Raw genomic sequence first — 18,140 nt, forward strand, 5'->3', positions numbered from 1 at the left:
CCTCCTAAAGTAAATTTTTATTTATTTGAAGTTGTCTTTCAAAAAACGTAAGACTACGTTCTTCTCCGCCACACTCTGGCGCATCTTCTAATGTTCTATCCACACCAACTGAATCATCAGCTGGAACAGATACAATTGACACCTCATAAGGCGCCCATTTCACAGCTACCTCACATGGACCATTAAAACGTCCATTAGAAGAAACTCCTCCTACACGTACTTCTTCCCAAGCATCTACACGGTACCCAACACTCACACCCTTTAATGTACCACTTCTTACCTTTTGGTAAATCTTTTCACTTTCCTCATCATCATCAAAGATAATGTCACAATAAGCACGTTTTTCAGTATCATTACATACTGCATTTTCAATGCGACCAATAACCTTATCCCGATTATGATTCCAAAGACTTACACCGATTTCAGTAAGTCTTGTAAGGTCCATACACCCTGCATCATGACATAATATTTCTTGACCATACCAACGATTTACAGGTTGTTCAGAAGAAAAAGAAACTCTTACACGTCTTTCATCTTCATTAATTTCTCTTACAGCCATACCTAACGTTCTCTGTTGACTTTCTCCAATTTTAGGTTTTTTCTTCATCTTTCTCATCTCCTTCCTGATTAACAGTTGTTGTAAGCTTAAGTCCTAGCTCATCAGCATACTCCTGTTCTTTTTTTCTTTGGGCAAGCACATCCTTCCAGTCCTTGCCCTGGGCACCACAAATATCTTTTAATGTGTTGAATCCTGCATTCATGCCAGTAACATTGGCATTTGTTTCTTTTAAAGGATCTATCCAGCTCCAACCTGGTGTAATCCATTCATGACGTAAATATTTACGCTTATTTTCCCAAAAGTCCTTAATTAACAGTTCTCCTTTAAGAACTGCTGAAATAACGAACTCTGTATAAACTTCACGACAGAAATGGTCTATAATAAATTTCTGCATCATCTGATAAGTCTTTTGGTCTTCAAGATAGTTTTGCCTTGCTGAAGAATAGTTAACTTGGCTCATATCACGACTTGTCACCTCATAAGATAAACCTTGACCTGCTCCTGCCATGCGTTGTTGCGACATTATAAATTCTCGTGCGTTACTTGCTTGCCCACTTGGATTAACTGTTTCAACTTTATCCCCTGGATTAAGTTCTTGAATCATACCTGGGCTAATTGTACGCACTTGATAACCACTTTTCTTATCTACATTTCCTCTACCTACTGGTAAATTAGGTGTTTGCTTTGTAATAAAAACAGATAAGCACGCTAAAATACGTTCTTTAACACTTACAGCCTCCACAAACTCATTAACCTCTTTTACACGAGGCAACGTGTTTGCTAACTCAGATACTTCTCTAATTTGGCTCGGTCTTTTCTTACGCCATAAAAAGATAACACGTTGTGCTTCAATACGCTCTGTCTTTCCTGTATAAAATCCATCTGGTGTATATTGCTTAAAATAATAGGCAACAGGTTTGTTATAGGAATTTAGTTCAATTCCATCCACAATCCTATTGCCTTTTTCACAACTTATTAAAGAATATGAAGTATCTAACTCATCCACTTCTTTTGCTTGTAGTTTAAATGGTAATATACCATCCTTGGTGTAAACCTTTATGAAAAATATACCACCATCTACCTTAAGTCTTCTTACAGCCATTGCTTGAAACTCATCAAAACATTGTTGACCTGTTACATCACAATTTTTTGCCATGCACCACTCTTTCCAAAGTTCTTCAATTTGACGATTAAGATTTTCATCCTCACTTCCATCATCTTTTAAAACTTTGGCTTGTGCCATAATTCCTGTCCCAATAACATTACGTTCAAATGGACTAATAACACTTTCTACAATATCACTATTACGTTCTAAGTCTCTTCCTCTAGCTCTTATTGTATCCCTTTGATATCTATCCGTTTGTTCTGCTGTTGCATTTACTTGTGTCCATCCACCATTTAATCGATCATTACTCCCAGCATCATAACTACGCATAGCTTCCCGCCATACCATACGTTCATAAGCACTTCTAGGCGAAAATGTACCTATAAACTTATCAAGGAAATTCATTTATTATCATCCCCTTAAACTTAAATATTTTTCATTTAACTTAGCTTGTAATTTATACTGCTCACTTTTTGCTAGAAGTGCCTTATATATTTTCATATGCTTCTCGAAACGTGCCCTATTAAAATTATTACGCATAGCTTTTAAACGTGCCTCTTCCGTCTGTTGAATCATTTTTCTAAGTGTACTATCTGTTACTAATATGACATACTCTTCATGACACTTTTGACATTCAAAATAACTAATATGTAAATCACCATTCTTTTTTACTTGAGGTTTAATTTGTATTTCAGCATTACACTTATCACACCGACATATACCTTTATGCATAATTACCTCCTATCAAATGCAGCAACATAAATCCCACCACTTGAATTTTCATCACGTATTTGTTGCTCTAACCGTATACGCTCATTGTAAAGTGTCCCTAAATCTGCTTTACGTACACTTTTATTACCTACACGATACTCTTGTGCCCCACCTTCTATAGCTGCAATAGCATTATTTAATTGTGAAAGTTTTTGAGTTGTATCCATTAAATCCATCCTTTCGTATTATTTAACCAACCATCTTCAGAAGGTACCACTTCTTCATCTTGCTTCTTAGTTGTTTCTGGTACCATATACCTTACATGAAGTAAATCGGCCATACACATTGCATAAACTTCACAGTCCAAGTAATGGTTATCACCATGTGAAGTTTTCTTTTGCCATACACTTACTTCTCTAGCACCTTTTCGCTCAGTAACCTTTTCCTCAGATGTAATCTGTTGCGCATAATCTTCATCTACACCATCATAAACCATCCAAGAACCAATCCCATTTTCTTTGGCCATACGTGTAGAAATCATATCCTTATACTTACCACCATCTACAATATAAAGCTCCATACCATAGGCCTTACTATCTAACTTATCAATTGTTGTCCTACGATACTTCTGTAAAATTTCAACACTTGATCCTTTTACAGCTTTTGCCCATTCCATATTATCTAAACAGTATTCATAAGCCTCTTCTGAATTGTATCCAGTATCTACACCGACTAAACTTACAAGGTACTCTTTTCCTTTAGGACTTGAAAAGGTTTGATTAAAAATGTATGTTAAATCATCCCATGTGTCTACCTTCCCATGAAGTACATTCCATGAAGTTAAATGATACCCCCATGCACGAATTGTAAAATAAAAACAATCTTTCTGTATGTCTATACCACCAGTAAGTAGAATTGCTTCGTTTGGTACAATTCCTTCTGTATATTCACTTTGCCTTTCATAAACAATGTCACTATCCATTTTCTGCTTAACATCTTCCCAAGGTTCACCAAGCCATGAGTTAACAAAGTTCATAAGCTTTTCAGGATAATTATGAGAAGCAATAAACTCATAGGCAACATCTCCAAAGCGTATCCAAGGCGAATAAATTGAATTAATATGAAAACCTATTTTACGCTTTCCACCTTTTTTTATAGCTTCCCACTTGCCATCACGTAACATCTGCTGCTTATGTGCATCATGTATCTTCTCATGGCACTTTTCACATTCATAATAAGCTGTAGATCTTGCGCTTTCAGGTGTGGATTTATCAAACTTTATTTGCTTAAAAGTAAATGTTTGATACTCTCCACAATGTGGACATGGTACAAAATACTTATATTGACTATCAGCATTTAACCACTCTTGCCATATAGGACCACGTTTTAGTGTGGGTGTAGATGTTTTAAATATTTTTTTATTATTTGCAAATGTCTTAGTACGTTCAGTACCAAGTGAAATAGGGTCAGCTTCTTTTCCTGTATTCGTTGGATACTTATCAATCTCATCAAAGATAACATATCTTACAGGTCTACTTGCAAGGTCAGCTGCTGAATTAGCACCAGTAAGTGCAATGTACATAGATGTAAAGTTAAGTTCTTGAAGTTTACTTTCATTTTTCATAAACTTCTCTTTTAATACTGGTGAAAGTTCAATCATAGGCTGTAACCTTTTACTACTTGTAAATTCTGAAAGGTCATCATTTGGGTATACAACTAATGTAGGTCCTGGGTCTTGAGCAATAATATACCCTAGCATATTATTACCAGCTTCAGAACCACCAACCTGTGTACATTTGCAAAATATAATTTCTTCAACTTCTACATCTGTAAAAGAATCCATAATCCCACGCAAATAAGGTGTTCGATTAGTACTCCAACGCCCAGGCTCTGCACTTGTCTTATCTCCAAGTATTCTATATTTATCAGCCCACTCTGAGACAGTTAATTTTTCGGGTGGCTTAAGTACTTTTAATGCCTCCAGAATCCATGGGCTTATCTCATCTTTTTTTACTTGCTTTGTAGACGCCATTTTCACTAAATTGCTCTAAGGCATCATTAATTGTGTCTCTAACTTTAGCTTCCACCCGTCTTGCCTCCGTTGGATCTAAATAAGGTGCAATATCTACACCTATTTTACTTACCAATCCCATAGCTGAACGCTTAAAGATTATAAAGAACTTTTCAAGGTCTGCAATTGCTTCTGTCTTTAATAAAAAGTCACCTCTTGCAATAGCATTTTTGAGGTCTGCATTTTCTGTCTGTGCCTTCTTGAGTTGCGTCTCATAAAACACCTTTTGATAATTAATAGGCATCTTTTCAATATCATCATTGACTTCAACCTTATTATTACATTCATCTTTCCACTTCAGTATATCTGGAAGATACCAATACCCATGAGCAATTTTGGGGCACCCTTTCTTTTCCCAGCTATTAACTGCTTTTGACGTTACACCAAATGCCTCAGCTATAAGGCTAGTAGATAGGCAAGTTTTACCACCTATTTTCTTTACCATATTTCCAGCTGCCACCTTATCACCTCCTAGGTAAAAATATTACAAAATATTTCCCAAAATCTATCCCTTGATTATCAACAGTTTCACAACTTTATATATGCAAATTGTATTTCCTCATTTTAACCTAGCTACAAAAATTTTTATACCCAGAAAAATGGTGCGATGATTCGGACCCTCGATGCCCCCATCCACCCAGAAAGTACCTTTTCCAGAGGTATTTAATCAAAACCATATCAATCCCTTGTGTATCAATGGCTTACGCCTTGTATTTTTATTTTTTGAAATGCACATCATGTTTAAGGTCTATTGCATTTCATATATCATCATCAAACTATTGATAACTTAGACTTTCTTTTACTTCCTATTTCTTCAATGCTTATCATCACTTAAAATGATGCATTTGAAAAATTCCTTCTTTAATATGTATTTCTCCTTCTTAACTCTGTAAGATCATCCATCTCCATAACAGATTGTTGTCGCATATCATCATCTAAACCTAAGTACATAGCTGTCTCTTTGGATGAACCATGTCCTGCAAAGTTCTGTACTTCTGCTATATTATTATTCTTCGCATATATCCTATAAAAGCTTGTCTTTCTTAATACATGTGTTGCAAACTTATCTATTCCTACTGCATAAGCTGCACATTGTAAACGTCTATTAATTTGTGAATAGGACAATGCTTTATTAGGATTAAATGGACTAGGAAATAATAAGTCACTCTTAAGTTTTCCATAAGTATATTCCTTGAGTATACGCTTCAAGTCTTTATGTATTGTAATAACTCGTATTGGTTTAGGTTGTCTTGGATGTTTTCTTTTTGCTTTTAAATCTTTCTTGTGCAATCTTTCAAGATACCTGGTCTTCTTCTCATTAATGGCCAGTACATCTCCTCTTACTTCACCAACCACAAGATCTCTTACATCACCGACTCTAAATCCTGTATATAGCATGATAGATGCAAGTACATACATGGGTTTATCTGTTTCCTCAAGATAATCAAGAAAACGTAAGAGCTGCTTCGTATCTTTTATTGGTTGTGTCTTTCTTCCCATGCATTCACCTACCTTTACTCAAATTAAAAAGACAACAGTCTGCACACTAACTGCTGCCTTTTCCTCTTCAGGATAAATACAATAACGATTAAAACACTGACAATGCATCCAAATTAAAAAGTACTAGACAATCAACTTATCTAGTACTTTTATTGGGAGAATTTCTTTGATATTTGGACACTATCATTCTATCATACATATTTCTAAAAAATTCCCCTTTTTATTTTCCTCTCTTTTTTTTCCACTACTCATAATTTATATTCTCTATATTCCACAATCCCTGTTGACCTTTTATATCTATTGAATTAAAAAGTGGTTTAACATTTTCTAACTGCCATGCAAATCTTTGTTTTCCATCTGTAGAATAATCCCCATAACTTAATTCCTCTTTTGAAAGTATTCTCTTAAACTGCTCTGTAATAGGAATACAATTAGTTATTTCCGCAATGGCTACGACTTTAGATAAAACTAGCTCATGACTTTCTTTATTTCTTGAAAGATAATATATACCATCTTTTTTATAAATATATGTATCTTCTAATAATCCATCATTAAAACATGCCATCTCATATGCTGTTAATTTTTTAGCCGCTGCATGTATTACTATACTTCCTCTATACTTCGTAGCCCATGACCTCGTTTCAAACTTTTTATATCCTAGAGCTATTGCACTCGCCCATGGTTGCCAAAGTGTTATGGCTTTCATTAATATCACCTGCTCTCCTTGCTATCCTAATACACTTTAATGCCACTTTACCTCTATAAACACATATCCCTCTTATATTACATGTACATATAGATAATTTACACTTCATTTCATTCACCCAATCATTCTATATTTCTTGTTTCTTCTACCCATGCTTTAGGATAACTAGCTAAAATTCCACTATCATCTATAATCTTATAATTTAAATTACCTTCCTGTTCAACCTTATACCATCTATCAATAGTAATATAGCAACATACTCCATTAATAGCTTTATCGAATCGTATCTCTTTCATAGCATCACCTTCTTAAAGTCGAATTTTATTTAATAATTTCTCTTATAATCAATTCTTAAGTATTCACCATCTCTCTTTACACCAGTAACATCAACTTCATCACCATTTAAATCAACTGTAAATACTTCTGCATCATCGCTTAATCCTTGTTTTTCTATTTCTTCAATAAGTTCTTTTACTTTCGTGTTTACCTCCTACAAAACATCAATTACCAGCGTTTTTTAATTAAGGCATTCTCCATCTTCGAACAACTCACTGCTATCATCTTTTGTATTATATAGAATTAATGTTGTTCCTTCGCTATTATCTCTTGCGAAAATGTAAGCTTCCTCATATGTTGCATTTTCTAGCAATTTTTTGTTAAATATCATTTTTCCATGATTATTTTCTATTGCTGTACCAACTTCAAACACTCTTTCATTTTCCTCATTCACATAAAAAGTAGTGTCACATACGCAGCATTCAAACTCATCTTCACATTCTGTTTCTGAAACCTCTGACCCACAATAAGGGCAATAGCTTACTTTGTATTCTTCATTTTCCTCTGCTTTTGATTTTATTTTTAAAACTACTTTCACATTATCACCTCTCAATTTTGGATTTTATAATTCAATTAAAAACCCATGATGATGTAAATAAAATTTGTTCCATCTTGCCAATGCTCTTCTACGATTTCTTTGTCTCTTTGTAATCCTCACTATATTCACCCTTTCAATTTCTTATTTATTTAACATAATTTTTACTTGTTAATTTTACTTTTCTCATAAAAAACATATACCTTCAGAAAAATATGTATGCTTCATTAGAAGCTTATTTGTATTAGAAGTAACCTTATTAAATTTATTTATTTCCATAAATAAGGCAATATATGAATACGGAGGTAAACGCGATGAGAAGAGTAGTTATTACAATAATAATAATTATAATAATCATATTACTGCCAGTTCCACTGTACTAGAATGTCTATACATATTATATACGGCTAAGAATACTGATACTTATCTATCAGTATTCTTTTTGCTATTATGCTAGAAGCTGTTCAAATATTGCTTCAAAAAATGCTGTTGGTATTAAATTACCTGATTGCTTATATAATACTCCATTCAGTTTTCCTTGTTTACTTATCCAACAGATCACCTTCTTAAACTTGGATTTTATAACTTATCAACTTTCTCTTTTAAGCTTCTAAATCTCAACACTCTATCATACCTAGCTTTACAATCTTTATAGTTTACGCAGTCTGTGCAATGGCTACTCATATCTTCTCCACAAGCTGTATTTGTGTAAGTATAATCAATTTCCATTAATTCAACTAACTCCTTTAATAGTTCTTTCACTCATTTCCCATCCTTATAAAGTTCTTATTTTTTTCAATTTAGCATTAACTAATTAAAATAATTACCGATAATCTATATATTAAGTTAATTTTGCTTTCTAAGAGTAGTGTTACATCCTTAATTTTAGTCTGTTTTATCGTTAATGTTGTTTATGTCATTTTGTCACTGTGGAGGGGATGTAATATGAATACTTTTTTTAACATAACTAGTCTATTAAATAGCTTTATTTGTAACATATTGGCCTTTTTAGGTCTTAACACTACTCTTTGCTTATAGATTTAATCTACTGATGAGCTAGTGAAACTCTAGCGAAAAGCATCCTTGTAAAATATACCTAGATGACATACTAGGTATATTTTTGTTTTATTAACTTCTAAATGATTTATTATCCATTAACTCTATTAAAACTCTAGCATGTTTTTCTGCTAACTCTGTTACTAATATCACATAACCACCCCATTACACCAATTGATTTCATTTAGTTCTGCCAATATCATTTAATCTTAATTAAACCTTTTTCAGTTGCCTTAAATGCTGCATACAATATAATGTCATTTCTTTTGTCGTAATAACATGACTTCTCTATTGCCAATACTCTTAGGATCTTAGGCAAACGATACTGTTCTTTATAAGTCAAATTAAATATACCTTCATACTCTGTATTCTTAAATCTATTTATTGTTTTACTAACAACATCTAACCATTGTTCTTTTTCAATATTCTTCTTATCCATTAATTCCATTGCACTATTTGCTGTTTTATTACTTATGGCATTTCCTCTGCTTCCTTCTACAAATCCAGTCTGTACACCATAAATAATATCTTCTGTTAAAATTTCAAGTTGCTCATGTTCTTGCTCATAATTATAAAAGTAATATTCAATCTTTCTTATAATGTCCTTTTCTAATATCATTTCCTGTCCCCCTTGTTTGTAAATAAGCACTTATGTGACTATAACTTTTGCATAAATGCTTTTTAACTTATTTATTTCTTACGATACTTAGCAAATATATCAGTTGCACTACTTGCCTTAATTGGTTTTGCTGGTGTTGTATGACCAGATAAGAAATCTATATCATCACTTAACTTATTAATTCCTGTAGCTGTTAAGTTCTTTTTAATCGTCTCTTGACTTGCTACAACCTTTTCTTTCATATCCAATAATCTTGTAAAAGGTAAGCTTAAACCAGATAGCACACATAACGTATATTCATCGTTATACCCTTGAAAAGCATCTAAGTAATTTCCAACCTCTTTCTTTAATTCGCTAATATCAATTTGTCTTGCTAATAATAATCCTATGTATTTAATAACCTGGTCTGTTTCCATTGGTGCATAGATATTATTTTTAAGTCTCTCTACTAATTTTGCTAAAGTTGATTCAGACTTTTCAACTTTATTAATAGTTAACATGCCCCTAGTTTCAATCATTTCCATTACTTCTGCTTTATCAATATTACCTCTAACATCCTTATGATTAGGCATATCCATCATTAATTCAAATGCCTTAATAAACTCCTGATTAATAATCATCTTATTTTTATATGCATTGTTATCTAAAACAATTGTACTGGCCATTTCAATATCTGCTAACTCTCTAAAACATTCATATGAATTTATGTGTGTCTTTAATGGCTCATTCTCTGAAGGAATAATTGTAATCGCTCCAACCTTCTTATCCATATGTTGCACCAGTAAGTCAATTAGCATAGGAGAAGCACCTGATCCAGTACCACCACCACTGCTAAATATCACATAAATGAAATTCTCTGGTACCTTTTGATTAATTTCATTAGCTAATTGCTCAAAATCTTCTACAACTAATTCTTTAGCTTTGTTTCTGTCCTTATTACAACCTTCACCGCCCTTAATGTGATACTTAAACTTTACTTTAGTTAAAGTATCTAAATCTTCAGTTGATGTATTAATAAATAATACATTATATCCATTTTTCTCTAGTGCACTTCCTAAATTACCTCCAGCTTGCCCTACTGCTATAAATCCTATCTTATTTTTCATCATTAATTACCTCCTCTAATTTCTTAATACCTTTCTTTGTAATGAAATATGTGTGTTCACGACCTTCTTTAAGTCCATTAGCCACAAGTTCAATTTTCATAAGCTTCTGAAGTCTAATAAATAGGTTCTGTGCACCTACTTCTATTTCTTCTAAAATTTGTTTACGTGATATTGAACGAATACTTGAATACGCTCTATTTTCACTTAATACACTTAGAATCATACAGTCCAACTTATCCATAATTCACCCTTTAAATACTTTTATTATTTTTTATGTTGTTTTATCTTCTTTTAATTTCTTTTATGATATTTTAAGTATCTCAACCAAGTCCTTGAACATAAATGACTCTTTATACTTCCCATTATCAACTACTACATAATTACTATGTAACTCAACAACCTTTTTCTTCTTAATTGACTTAACAATCTTACCTTCAATAACACGCTCTAAAGGAAACTTTAATTGATCACCAATCTTAATATTTTCCTTTAAGTGTTTATACTTTAAATCATAGGCATCAAACTCACCTAGTATTTCACTATCTCTACGCTTTGTAGCACCAATTTGTAGAGCACGTTTACTTACTTCTTCTGTTGTTACACCTAATCTCTCAGCAGCTGCTACAGGTCCTATTTTTGTATAATATCTCATTACGAAACTATCCATTTCATTTGTCCATACCATATGAATTCACCCCAATTAAGATTAAATTTATTTAACGCTTTTAACATCAAGTGCCTCTACAATCTTCCCATCTTTTGTTACATAAGCTTCAACTGATGGCATATAGGAAACTTCTAACCTTTGCCCAACCTTATACCATTTATCTCTGGCTCTTACACCAACTACCTTTGCTAATGTTCTCATTCCTCAATATCCTCATTTCCAAGAACTATTATGTTGTTATCTCTCTCCTCAACATACTTTTGTGCTGCTTCTTGTGTTATGTAATAATACTCGCCTTTATTCATGTTATAAGCTACATACCAACCAGGCACTACACTCTCAATGTTCCACATATGCATGTCTGTGCCTAATACCGTACAATTATCAATTGTGTAACCTACACTATAACTCTCTTTAACTTCCTCAAGTATTGGCTCACTGTTTCCAATACTTGCTTGAATGTTAATCCCCATAAATAGCACTAAAACTAATAATATCTTTTTCATCACAATTCCTCCTAAAACGGTAAAATATTTATTGATTCAATACTATCTGCATACAATATTGTCTTGCCATCTATGTAAAAGTATATTTTCTGATTTCTTTTATCTGTTGCTTCAATAAATGTAACTTGGCAGGCACTACTTTCTAACACATCAGCTCTTAATTGAAACTCTTCAAGTTCCATGTACTTCTTCATATACTGTAAGATCTTAAACTCATCGACATTATTTGCTTTAATCATTGCGTTCACCATATACCTTTATATATTCATCTTCATACATGTATATAAAGCCACCAACACGTTGTCCTTTTTTAATAGCTTTAGCTATTGTTAACCGATGGTAATAATTCCTTCTACTTGCTTGTGCAGCTGAATCATACTCTTCAATAACATTACCTGAATCATCTATTTTCAAACATATTCTGCTCGATGCAAGCTGTGCCACTCTTCTAGCGTATTTAACTTTATCTACATAATATAAATTAGTAGCTCTACAATTAAAGCTATTATAATCTCTATGCCCAAGTATTAACTGCTCACCTAATTTCTCTACTGGCTTTTCTACAAATATCTTTCCTACAAAATAGCTTGGTGCACAACGGAAGCTCTTTTTATCAATCATAAGAGTTATCATGGGCCTAACACGCTTTCCACAAACATTATTATGTACCACAATAAATTGTCCTTTTTTATTCTTGTACCTACCGTAATTACTGACTTCATATGATGTACCAGGTATATTTACAAAACACTCATCCTCAATTTCTTCTTTAACCATAAATTCTCTTAATACCTTTACATCTACATCATCATCAACCAAATAACTATTAATATTTGCTATTTTCCTTCTTCTACTTTTATAACAGGCCAATGTCTCTTTACTCTTGCCTGTTATGCCTTTAAGTTGCTCATAAGTTATAGGTTGTCTTTTACAGGTTATTGGATCAAATAAAAACATATCAAACACCCCCACTTATCAATCCATAGGGGCAGAAGCCCCTACGCTTTAAGCTAGTATATTAATTTCAATACCTTCAAGTTGTTCCTCAAAGTATTTTTTAATTCTACCAATAGCATCATTTCGCCATGCGCCACCATCTGCTTCAAAGAGTGCTGCGCTTGGGCCATCTTTCATTCTGAAAATAAACTTGCTAAGTGGTTGTTTAACCTCTTGGAATGTACGATAAGGTGCAAGTAATACTGGGTTAGGCACTTTAACAGCTTCAATGCTTGCAACACCAGTTTTAATCATAGCTGACTGGCTTACTCCATCATCACCAACTTGCTTAATGGCTTCTTCCTTCACACATCCTGTAACTTGTAAAAGCATTTTCTTGTAATCCACTTCAACATCATTGCCATCTACATTTTCTACAACTGATTGATTAACAAATCCTGATTGAAGCATGATGTTAAATGCTTCTGTATCTAAGAACTGATCAAACTTCACGTTATTTGGCAAAATTACTTGTGCATCAATATATACTTCACGTGCTCTATCACCATTTACATATGACAAAAGTAAAACTTCTTGAGGTGATACAATATGGATAACCATCTCTTTTGAATCCATATAATCTACGCCATTTTTCACATAATCCACGATAGAAGTCAAACTATGTGTTACAATAGGTGCTACTGTTGGCTCATTAATTCTATAAAGCCTCCCTGGTGTATACTGACCACCATTATTTGCCTCAATGATTACTTGCTCTTTACCTAAACCTACTAAATATGCTGCTGTTTCTTGATTTAACATACTTTTCATCCCCTTGTATTTTTATTAATTTATCTTAAAACCTGTAGACCAGCCTCTAACTTAGGCTGACTTTGTGAGGTTACCTCACCTGTTTCATGGTCGATTACCATTGCCTGTTGCCCTGGTATCTGCTTTCTAAACTCACTTGCAACAACTTCACCATTAATATCTTGGTCAATAAGAATAACTGATTTAACTGCCATACGTGGTGCTAATTTTGTTTTAGCTACAATACTTACGTTACTAAGTTCTCTATTTTCGTCTGTTTGAAGTGTAATATCTATAGTCACCTTACGTTTTGGTTTAAAATCCGTATTAGGATCTGTCATATTCTCAAGTACTTCTTTAAGGGCTTGGTTAACTCTTGCATGTAATGCCCCATCTGCAAATTGATCTAAACTAATGCCACTATTCATGAAATCACCCCATGTCATCTTTAGTATTGTTTTTTGATTCTTGATTTAGAAAGTTTTTTGTTATGCATAAATTTAAGTTCATGCTCTAATTGATGTAGTGTATAAATACCATCATAGAACTTGCTATATGTAGCAATGACTACTGTTGCCGTTTCTGCCACCTGCTTAGCTGTCCATTGATACCCCTTGTACTGATAAAGCGGTGACTTTCCCTTCCTCTCAACTTTTACCCACCCACGGTTCAGTAACATACGTTCCTTTACTTCATTAATACTTATTTTCATAAAATTCATCCTCCCTTATAACCTCATCTGGTCATATGATGTATTATCTTTAGTTTCACCTGTTTATTGTTCTGGCTGCCAATTTTGATATTGCCTATTACCCTTTAGCCGAATCTTATTAGCTGCCTCTTTCTGCTCCTTGCATGCACATTTCACAAGTCTATAATCAACTAATTGTGAACCACTTAAATCACACATAGGTACCACATTTCTCTCATCATCCTTATGTACTGCAGGGTATCCTGAATCTAAACATACAAGGCAATTATATGTTTTCATTACCTCCTCCTTTAGGCATTATTTAATTGATTTTCTATGTACTGACGCTCAAGTCTCTCTAGTTCATCAAAATTATAATTATGTCCATGCTTATTGATGCAAGTAAATTTATCTATCTTACCAGTTGCCTTATTATCTTGCTTATTATTTTGTCTAAAACTAATAACACTGTTTGTATACTGCTCTAAGTTTAATGTGTCATGTTTAAGTAATCTTTCAAGTGTCCCCTTAGCATAATTCCATGCCTTTCCTCTTTCCACCGCATTTTGAATGACTGTACAAATCAATTCATCTGACATACCTTGTTGTTTAAATCCTAGTAATTGCTCCTTGATAACCTTAGGTACTTTCTCAACACAAAAATTATTTTTGTAACAAGTAATAACTGGATCAGCTCTACTTGCATAACTTGCTTGCTTACTTGCTCCTTCAACTTGAGTAGGTATGTAAGTATCTATGTTAGTAATCTCTGTAGTAATCTTTGTAGTAATCTCTGTATTTGTCTGTGGAATTTTCCATAGAGGGGTGTCTTTTTTTCCATAGGGGTGTGTGGAATTTTCGACAGGGGTCTGTGGAATTTTCGATAGATGTATTTTCTGTTCTTCAACGACTTTATCTTCTTCAAAAACACTTAATTCTTTTAGTCTATTCACATTTAATCTTATAAACATAACATTATACAAACCCTTATCTGGAATATCTCTAAACACTCTTTCAATCACACCTAATTCTTCAAGACGTACAATTGCATCTTTTACTTGTCCTTTACTAACACCAAACAAATTAGCAAGCTGCTCATAGCTTTTCTGTAGTAAATCTGATGCATATTTATTACGCCACCCTAGATGCTGTCCTGTTTGTTCATCTCTTACTTCAACAGGTTTATACCAGTAAACAATTTCTGCAAGGATATTTACTGCAAGTAAGTAGGCTTTACCATTTTCCCTTTTAATTGTTTTAAACCATGCTGTGTGTACAATATTCCCAGTTAATGTGAAGTATTTTAAATCGTCCATTTCAATCCCCCTCTAGTAAGCTATATTTTTAACCCCATGTTCCATTTGGATAATAGTGAAACCAATCGCCACTAACCATATATACCTTTAAGTGGTCTTTGTGTTCAGTTACACGTTTTGGCACATACTTTAACTTAGCTTCTATACCACAAGCATTTATATGTTTAATATAAATTTTCTCAAACATAGCCTTAGCACATTCACTAAGTCTGCTGTAACCTGAAACTTGTTGCAAATCAATTTCTAATGCATTAACAACACTGTTACCATTTACACGTATCATCTACATTACTCCTTTCATCTGTTAAGCAAACTCAAATCTAAGTGATAACGAATGTATGAAACCATTTCTTTTATTCAAAGCTTTATAAACAGTTCTTTCATTTAGCCAATTGTCATATGCTGCATCAGAAATGCTGTTGTATTCTTCAACTAATTCCCCAGTAAAATAATCTAATTGTTTAACCTTTTTACTTGTACTCATATGAAAACTCCTTAAAAAATGGTGTAAAATATAAGCCTATATCTATACACACAAAATATAGGTTATTAAAATTATTATGTAAAAATTAAAAAATCATCTGTTGAATTTTAAAACGTAAGCAGATTGTATTAAGTGCAAGTTGCTGGTTCTGCTCATCCAAGATTGAAAACAAATCACACACATTAATATTCTTCTGTGCGCAAGTGTTATATAAATGAATACCGAGTTTAATTAGTTGTCTTCCTGAGCTACTAATTTTATTAATAAGTTTACGGTCTTTTAACATGTTTCTTTGAAAGTCATAAATGTCATACCTATGAGCATAAAGCTCTTGATTGCCTGAAATAAGATAAAATAAAGCGTTTCTTTCCATATCTGCAACTGATGTATCCGCTTCAATGATTAATGTTGAAAATCTTTCTTCATGTTGCTCGTCCAAAAATAGAATCTCCATATATTCCGCCTCCATTTGACTAAATCATTACAAGATGCTATGATTTAGGTAGTCAGTTTTTACATATGCCTTTACAAGATTGTGCTCTTGTAAGGGCTTTTCTTTTGTGTCTCATCATGAAGTTCTTCTTATGTACGTTAAATGTTAAATAAAATATCCTGCTTGTTTACCCATCTCTATGAATTGCCTACGCTGTTCTTTTGGCAACTTCTCAATATAGGCTCTTAAAAAGATTTCTTGTGCATGAAATACTGTTTCTTGAAATGTAGGTCGATTTTTATCTTCAGAAAAATGGTGTGTGATCTTACCAGCATATCTTCCCAAATCATCAACCCCTTTCTTGAAATCATATGTTTGTTGTCATTTGTCCTATGCTGTAACATACCTGTATAACATTTTGTAATTTGAATATCATAAGTATTAATTGACATCTTGCCATTTACTTAATCAATCGGTAAGTTGTTAAGCAAAAAAAATCTCTATTAATTCGTCATTTGTTAAAGAAAGCGCAATTGCTAACTTGCTTATTTCTGAGCATGTAAATTCACGACTTCCAAGTTCTTTTCGATTATAGCTAACTTCTACAATACCTATTTTTTTTGCTAATTCTTTCTGTGTTAGCCCTTTTTCGATGCGCTTACTCTTTAATTTTAGGTTATTCAACAAACCACCTCTTTCTTAACCAATTGGTTATGATTTAATTATACTTACCTTTTGGTTAAAGTCAATACTAATTTTAAAAATAAATTATAAAAATGGTTAGTTTTTTAAACCGAATGGTTAAATGCGATATAATACAAATAAAATGGAGGGATAATATTGAAAAGTCTTGGTGAAAAATTAATGGATATTTTAGAACAAAAAGATATGACTCAACGAAACTTAGCAGATTTAGTTGGAGTAACTGAAGTAACCATATCTAGATACATTAATGGAAGTAGACAACCACGCTCTGACATTTTAGGTAAAATAGCTAAAGCTCTTAATGTATCCCTTGATGATTTATTAAATACATCTACTATTGATGCATCACACATTGTGCCTAAAAATAATAAACTTGAATACCAACAATTTATGGATAATGTAAAGGTCTATTTTATGAATGCAGATGCTGAAGATAAGGATGCAATTTTTAAAGATATATCAGATATCTACTTCGAAAGTAAACAAATTAATAAAAAGAAATATTCATCTCATAAAAAAAAATAACTATAAACCACTATAAGGAATCTAGAAAATAGTTATTAAAACTGAGGTGACCAAACGTGAATATTGGCTTAAGAGTAAACAATTTAGTAAAGAGACATCAAACTAGAAATCCTTTTAAAATAGCTGAGGACTTAGGCATACATATAAAATATAATCCTTATAAAAATACTAAAGGTTATTTTATAAAAGTATGTACCAACAAGTTTATAGTAATAAACTCAAACTTGGATGAATTTTCTCAGCTTGTTGTAGCCGCTCATGAACTAGGGCATGCTATACTGCATTCATCTCAAAAGAATGCACTTACATACCAAAAAGGTGTATATGTCATTGAAGAATATACGCTCTTCCCCACCAACTCAATATATGAGGATCAGGCAAATAAGTTTGCTGCTGAGCTACTCATTCACGATGATTTTTGCTGGAATACTAACTTACTCAATACAGACCTCGATATCGAAACCTATAAAAAATTAATAGAATTAAAATACTTGAAGATCAAATAGAAGGCTATAAAAATAAAGACTAGGATTATATTTACTTCACCTAGTCTTTATTTTTATACACTGCATTATGTAGTAAACATTATATCTATCATTATAAGGAGGCATCCATAAAGCATATGAAAACATATGAATTTTCATTACCCAATATAACATATGTAAGCTATTCATCTCTCAATAGATTGATACTTTTTTGGGCAAAACTTAAGTCTATTAAGGACTCTACTATATATATTAATTGTACTAATGTTCAAGAACTA

The 18,140-nt window shown here is 32.7% G+C and carries 31 protein-coding genes; 2 read left to right on the top strand and 29 right to left on the bottom strand.

Features of this window, described 5'->3' with window-relative positions; translation table 11 throughout:
- Positions 1-4 precede the first annotated feature (4 nt).
- From AC1VAQ_RS15685 to AC1VAQ_RS15825, 29 genes are all read right to left on the bottom strand, one after another.
- Positions 5-607, bottom strand: coding sequence for an HK97 family phage prohead protease (locus tag AC1VAQ_RS15685; RefSeq protein ID WP_479904148.1), 603 nt, complete (start codon positions 605-607; stop codon positions 5-7).
- Positions 591-2,069 (bottom strand): phage portal protein, encoded by a 1,479-nt coding sequence (locus AC1VAQ_RS15690; RefSeq protein WP_479904149.1) that lies wholly within the window; start codon positions 2,067-2,069, stop codon positions 591-593. The genes AC1VAQ_RS15685 and AC1VAQ_RS15690 overlap by 17 nt, the downstream gene beginning before the upstream one ends.
- A 6-nt stretch (positions 2,070-2,075) precedes the next feature.
- Positions 2,076-2,396 carry a hypothetical protein gene (locus AC1VAQ_RS15695; protein WP_479904150.1) on the bottom strand — a complete coding sequence of 107 codons (321 nt, stop codon included), beginning with the start codon at positions 2,394-2,396 and terminating at the stop codon, positions 2,076-2,078.
- 2 nt (positions 2,397-2,398) lie between these two features.
- Complete coding sequence (locus tag AC1VAQ_RS15700; protein ID WP_479904151.1) at positions 2,399-2,602, bottom strand: hypothetical protein; 204 nt, start codon at positions 2,600-2,602, stop codon at positions 2,399-2,401.
- Positions 2,602-4,407, bottom strand: coding sequence for a phage terminase large subunit family protein (locus AC1VAQ_RS15705; protein WP_479904152.1), 1,806 nt, complete (start codon positions 4,405-4,407; stop codon positions 2,602-2,604). Before AC1VAQ_RS15705 ends, AC1VAQ_RS15700 begins: the two co-directional genes overlap by 1 nt.
- Complete coding sequence (locus tag AC1VAQ_RS15710; protein WP_479904153.1) at positions 4,376-4,906, bottom strand: hypothetical protein; 531 nt, start codon at positions 4,904-4,906, stop codon at positions 4,376-4,378. Before AC1VAQ_RS15710 ends, AC1VAQ_RS15705 begins: the two co-directional genes overlap by 32 nt.
- 401 nt (positions 4,907-5,307) lie before the next feature.
- Positions 5,308-5,946 carry a tyrosine-type recombinase/integrase gene (locus tag AC1VAQ_RS15715; RefSeq protein WP_479904154.1) on the bottom strand — a complete coding sequence of 213 codons (639 nt, stop codon included), beginning with the start codon at positions 5,944-5,946 and terminating at the stop codon, positions 5,308-5,310.
- A 244-nt stretch (positions 5,947-6,190) separates the two neighbouring features.
- The gene (locus tag AC1VAQ_RS15720; protein WP_479904155.1) at positions 6,191-6,652 is read right to left on the bottom strand and encodes an ASCH domain-containing protein; all 462 of its coding nucleotides are present in this window, start codon (positions 6,650-6,652) and stop codon (positions 6,191-6,193) included.
- A gap of 122 nt (positions 6,653-6,774) precedes the next feature.
- Positions 6,775-6,948, bottom strand: coding sequence for a hypothetical protein (locus AC1VAQ_RS15725; RefSeq protein WP_479904156.1), 174 nt, complete (start codon positions 6,946-6,948; stop codon positions 6,775-6,777).
- Positions 6,949-7,169: 221 nt separating this feature from the next.
- Positions 7,170-7,526, bottom strand: a complete 357-nt coding sequence (locus tag AC1VAQ_RS15730; protein ID WP_479904157.1) for a hypothetical protein — start codon at positions 7,524-7,526, stop codon at positions 7,170-7,172.
- Positions 7,527-8,102: 576 nt separating this feature from the next.
- Complete coding sequence (locus AC1VAQ_RS15735) at positions 8,103-8,285, bottom strand: hypothetical protein (protein ID WP_479904158.1); 183 nt, start codon at positions 8,283-8,285, stop codon at positions 8,103-8,105.
- 493 nt (positions 8,286-8,778) lie between these two features.
- Positions 8,779-9,198: a hypothetical protein gene (locus tag AC1VAQ_RS15740; protein WP_479904159.1), complete on the bottom strand. Its 420-nt coding sequence runs from the start codon at positions 9,196-9,198 to the stop codon at positions 8,779-8,781.
- Positions 9,199-9,269: 71 nt separating this feature from the next.
- Positions 9,270-10,304, bottom strand: coding sequence for an FtsZ/tubulin family protein (locus tag AC1VAQ_RS15745; protein WP_479904160.1), 1,035 nt, complete (start codon positions 10,302-10,304; stop codon positions 9,270-9,272).
- Positions 10,294-10,545: a hypothetical protein gene (locus AC1VAQ_RS15750; protein ID WP_479904161.1), complete on the bottom strand. Its 252-nt coding sequence runs from the start codon at positions 10,543-10,545 to the stop codon at positions 10,294-10,296. Before AC1VAQ_RS15750 ends, AC1VAQ_RS15745 begins: the two co-directional genes overlap by 11 nt.
- Positions 10,546-10,605: 60 nt before the next feature.
- Positions 10,606-10,989 (bottom strand): hypothetical protein, encoded by a 384-nt coding sequence (locus tag AC1VAQ_RS15755; protein ID WP_479904162.1) that lies wholly within the window; start codon positions 10,987-10,989, stop codon positions 10,606-10,608.
- 27 nt (positions 10,990-11,016) lie between these two features.
- On the bottom strand, positions 11,017-11,172 hold the full coding sequence (locus AC1VAQ_RS15760; protein WP_479904163.1) for a hypothetical protein: 156 nt from the start codon (positions 11,170-11,172) through the stop codon (positions 11,017-11,019).
- Positions 11,169-11,477, bottom strand: a complete 309-nt coding sequence (locus AC1VAQ_RS15765) for a hypothetical protein (protein ID WP_479904164.1) — start codon at positions 11,475-11,477, stop codon at positions 11,169-11,171. Before AC1VAQ_RS15765 ends, AC1VAQ_RS15760 begins: the two co-directional genes overlap by 4 nt.
- Before the next feature lie 11 nt (positions 11,478-11,488).
- Complete coding sequence (locus AC1VAQ_RS15770; RefSeq protein WP_479904165.1) at positions 11,489-11,671, bottom strand: hypothetical protein; 183 nt, start codon at positions 11,669-11,671, stop codon at positions 11,489-11,491.
- A 37-nt stretch (positions 11,672-11,708) separates the two neighbouring features.
- Positions 11,709-12,434, bottom strand: coding sequence for a hypothetical protein (locus AC1VAQ_RS15775; RefSeq protein WP_479904166.1), 726 nt, complete (start codon positions 12,432-12,434; stop codon positions 11,709-11,711).
- A 48-nt stretch (positions 12,435-12,482) separates the two neighbouring features.
- Positions 12,483-13,235, bottom strand: coding sequence for a hypothetical protein (locus AC1VAQ_RS15780; protein WP_479904167.1), 753 nt, complete (start codon positions 13,233-13,235; stop codon positions 12,483-12,485).
- A gap of 29 nt (positions 13,236-13,264) precedes the next feature.
- Positions 13,265-13,651 carry a hypothetical protein gene (locus tag AC1VAQ_RS15785; protein ID WP_479904168.1) on the bottom strand — a complete coding sequence of 129 codons (387 nt, stop codon included), beginning with the start codon at positions 13,649-13,651 and terminating at the stop codon, positions 13,265-13,267.
- A 20-nt stretch (positions 13,652-13,671) separates the two neighbouring features.
- A complete protein-coding gene (locus tag AC1VAQ_RS15790) occupies positions 13,672-13,935 on the bottom strand; it encodes a hypothetical protein (protein ID WP_479904169.1) in 264 nt (87 codons plus the stop codon).
- Positions 13,936-13,998: 63 nt separating this feature from the next.
- Positions 13,999-14,214, bottom strand: a complete 216-nt coding sequence (locus tag AC1VAQ_RS15795) for a hypothetical protein (RefSeq protein ID WP_479904170.1) — start codon at positions 14,212-14,214, stop codon at positions 13,999-14,001.
- 11 nt (positions 14,215-14,225) lie between these two features.
- Positions 14,226-15,230: a hypothetical protein gene (locus AC1VAQ_RS15800; RefSeq protein ID WP_479904171.1), complete on the bottom strand. Its 1,005-nt coding sequence runs from the start codon at positions 15,228-15,230 to the stop codon at positions 14,226-14,228.
- A 28-nt stretch (positions 15,231-15,258) separates the two neighbouring features.
- The gene (locus AC1VAQ_RS15805; protein ID WP_479904172.1) at positions 15,259-15,513 is read right to left on the bottom strand and encodes a hypothetical protein; all 255 of its coding nucleotides are present in this window, start codon (positions 15,511-15,513) and stop codon (positions 15,259-15,261) included.
- 21 nt (positions 15,514-15,534) lie between these two features.
- Entirely contained in the window at positions 15,535-15,714 is a 180-nt protein-coding gene (locus AC1VAQ_RS15810) for a hypothetical protein (protein WP_479904173.1), read from the bottom strand.
- An 85-nt stretch (positions 15,715-15,799) separates the two neighbouring features.
- Complete coding sequence (locus AC1VAQ_RS15815; protein WP_479904174.1) at positions 15,800-16,168, bottom strand: DUF6075 family protein; 369 nt, start codon at positions 16,166-16,168, stop codon at positions 15,800-15,802.
- A gap of 144 nt (positions 16,169-16,312) precedes the next feature.
- A complete protein-coding gene (locus AC1VAQ_RS15820) occupies positions 16,313-16,492 on the bottom strand; it encodes a hypothetical protein (RefSeq protein ID WP_479904175.1) in 180 nt (59 codons plus the stop codon).
- Positions 16,493-16,630: 138 nt separating this feature from the next.
- A complete protein-coding gene (locus tag AC1VAQ_RS15825; RefSeq protein ID WP_479904176.1) occupies positions 16,631-16,834 on the bottom strand; it encodes a helix-turn-helix domain-containing protein in 204 nt (67 codons plus the stop codon).
- Positions 16,835-16,987: 153 nt separating this feature from the next.
- Here AC1VAQ_RS15825 and AC1VAQ_RS15830 point away from each other — a divergent pair, with 153 nt between their 5' ends.
- Both AC1VAQ_RS15830 and AC1VAQ_RS15835 read left to right on the top strand, forming a co-directional pair.
- Positions 16,988-17,377, top strand: coding sequence for a helix-turn-helix domain-containing protein (locus AC1VAQ_RS15830; protein WP_479904177.1), 390 nt, complete (start codon positions 16,988-16,990; stop codon positions 17,375-17,377).
- Between the two features lie 56 nt (positions 17,378-17,433).
- The gene (locus tag AC1VAQ_RS15835) at positions 17,434-17,883 is read left to right on the top strand and encodes an ImmA/IrrE family metallo-endopeptidase (protein WP_479904178.1); all 450 of its coding nucleotides are present in this window, start codon (positions 17,434-17,436) and stop codon (positions 17,881-17,883) included.
- The last annotated feature ends 257 nt before the right edge of the window (positions 17,884-18,140 follow it).

The sequence above is a fragment of the Cellulosilyticum sp. genome (genome assembly GCF_982396655.1).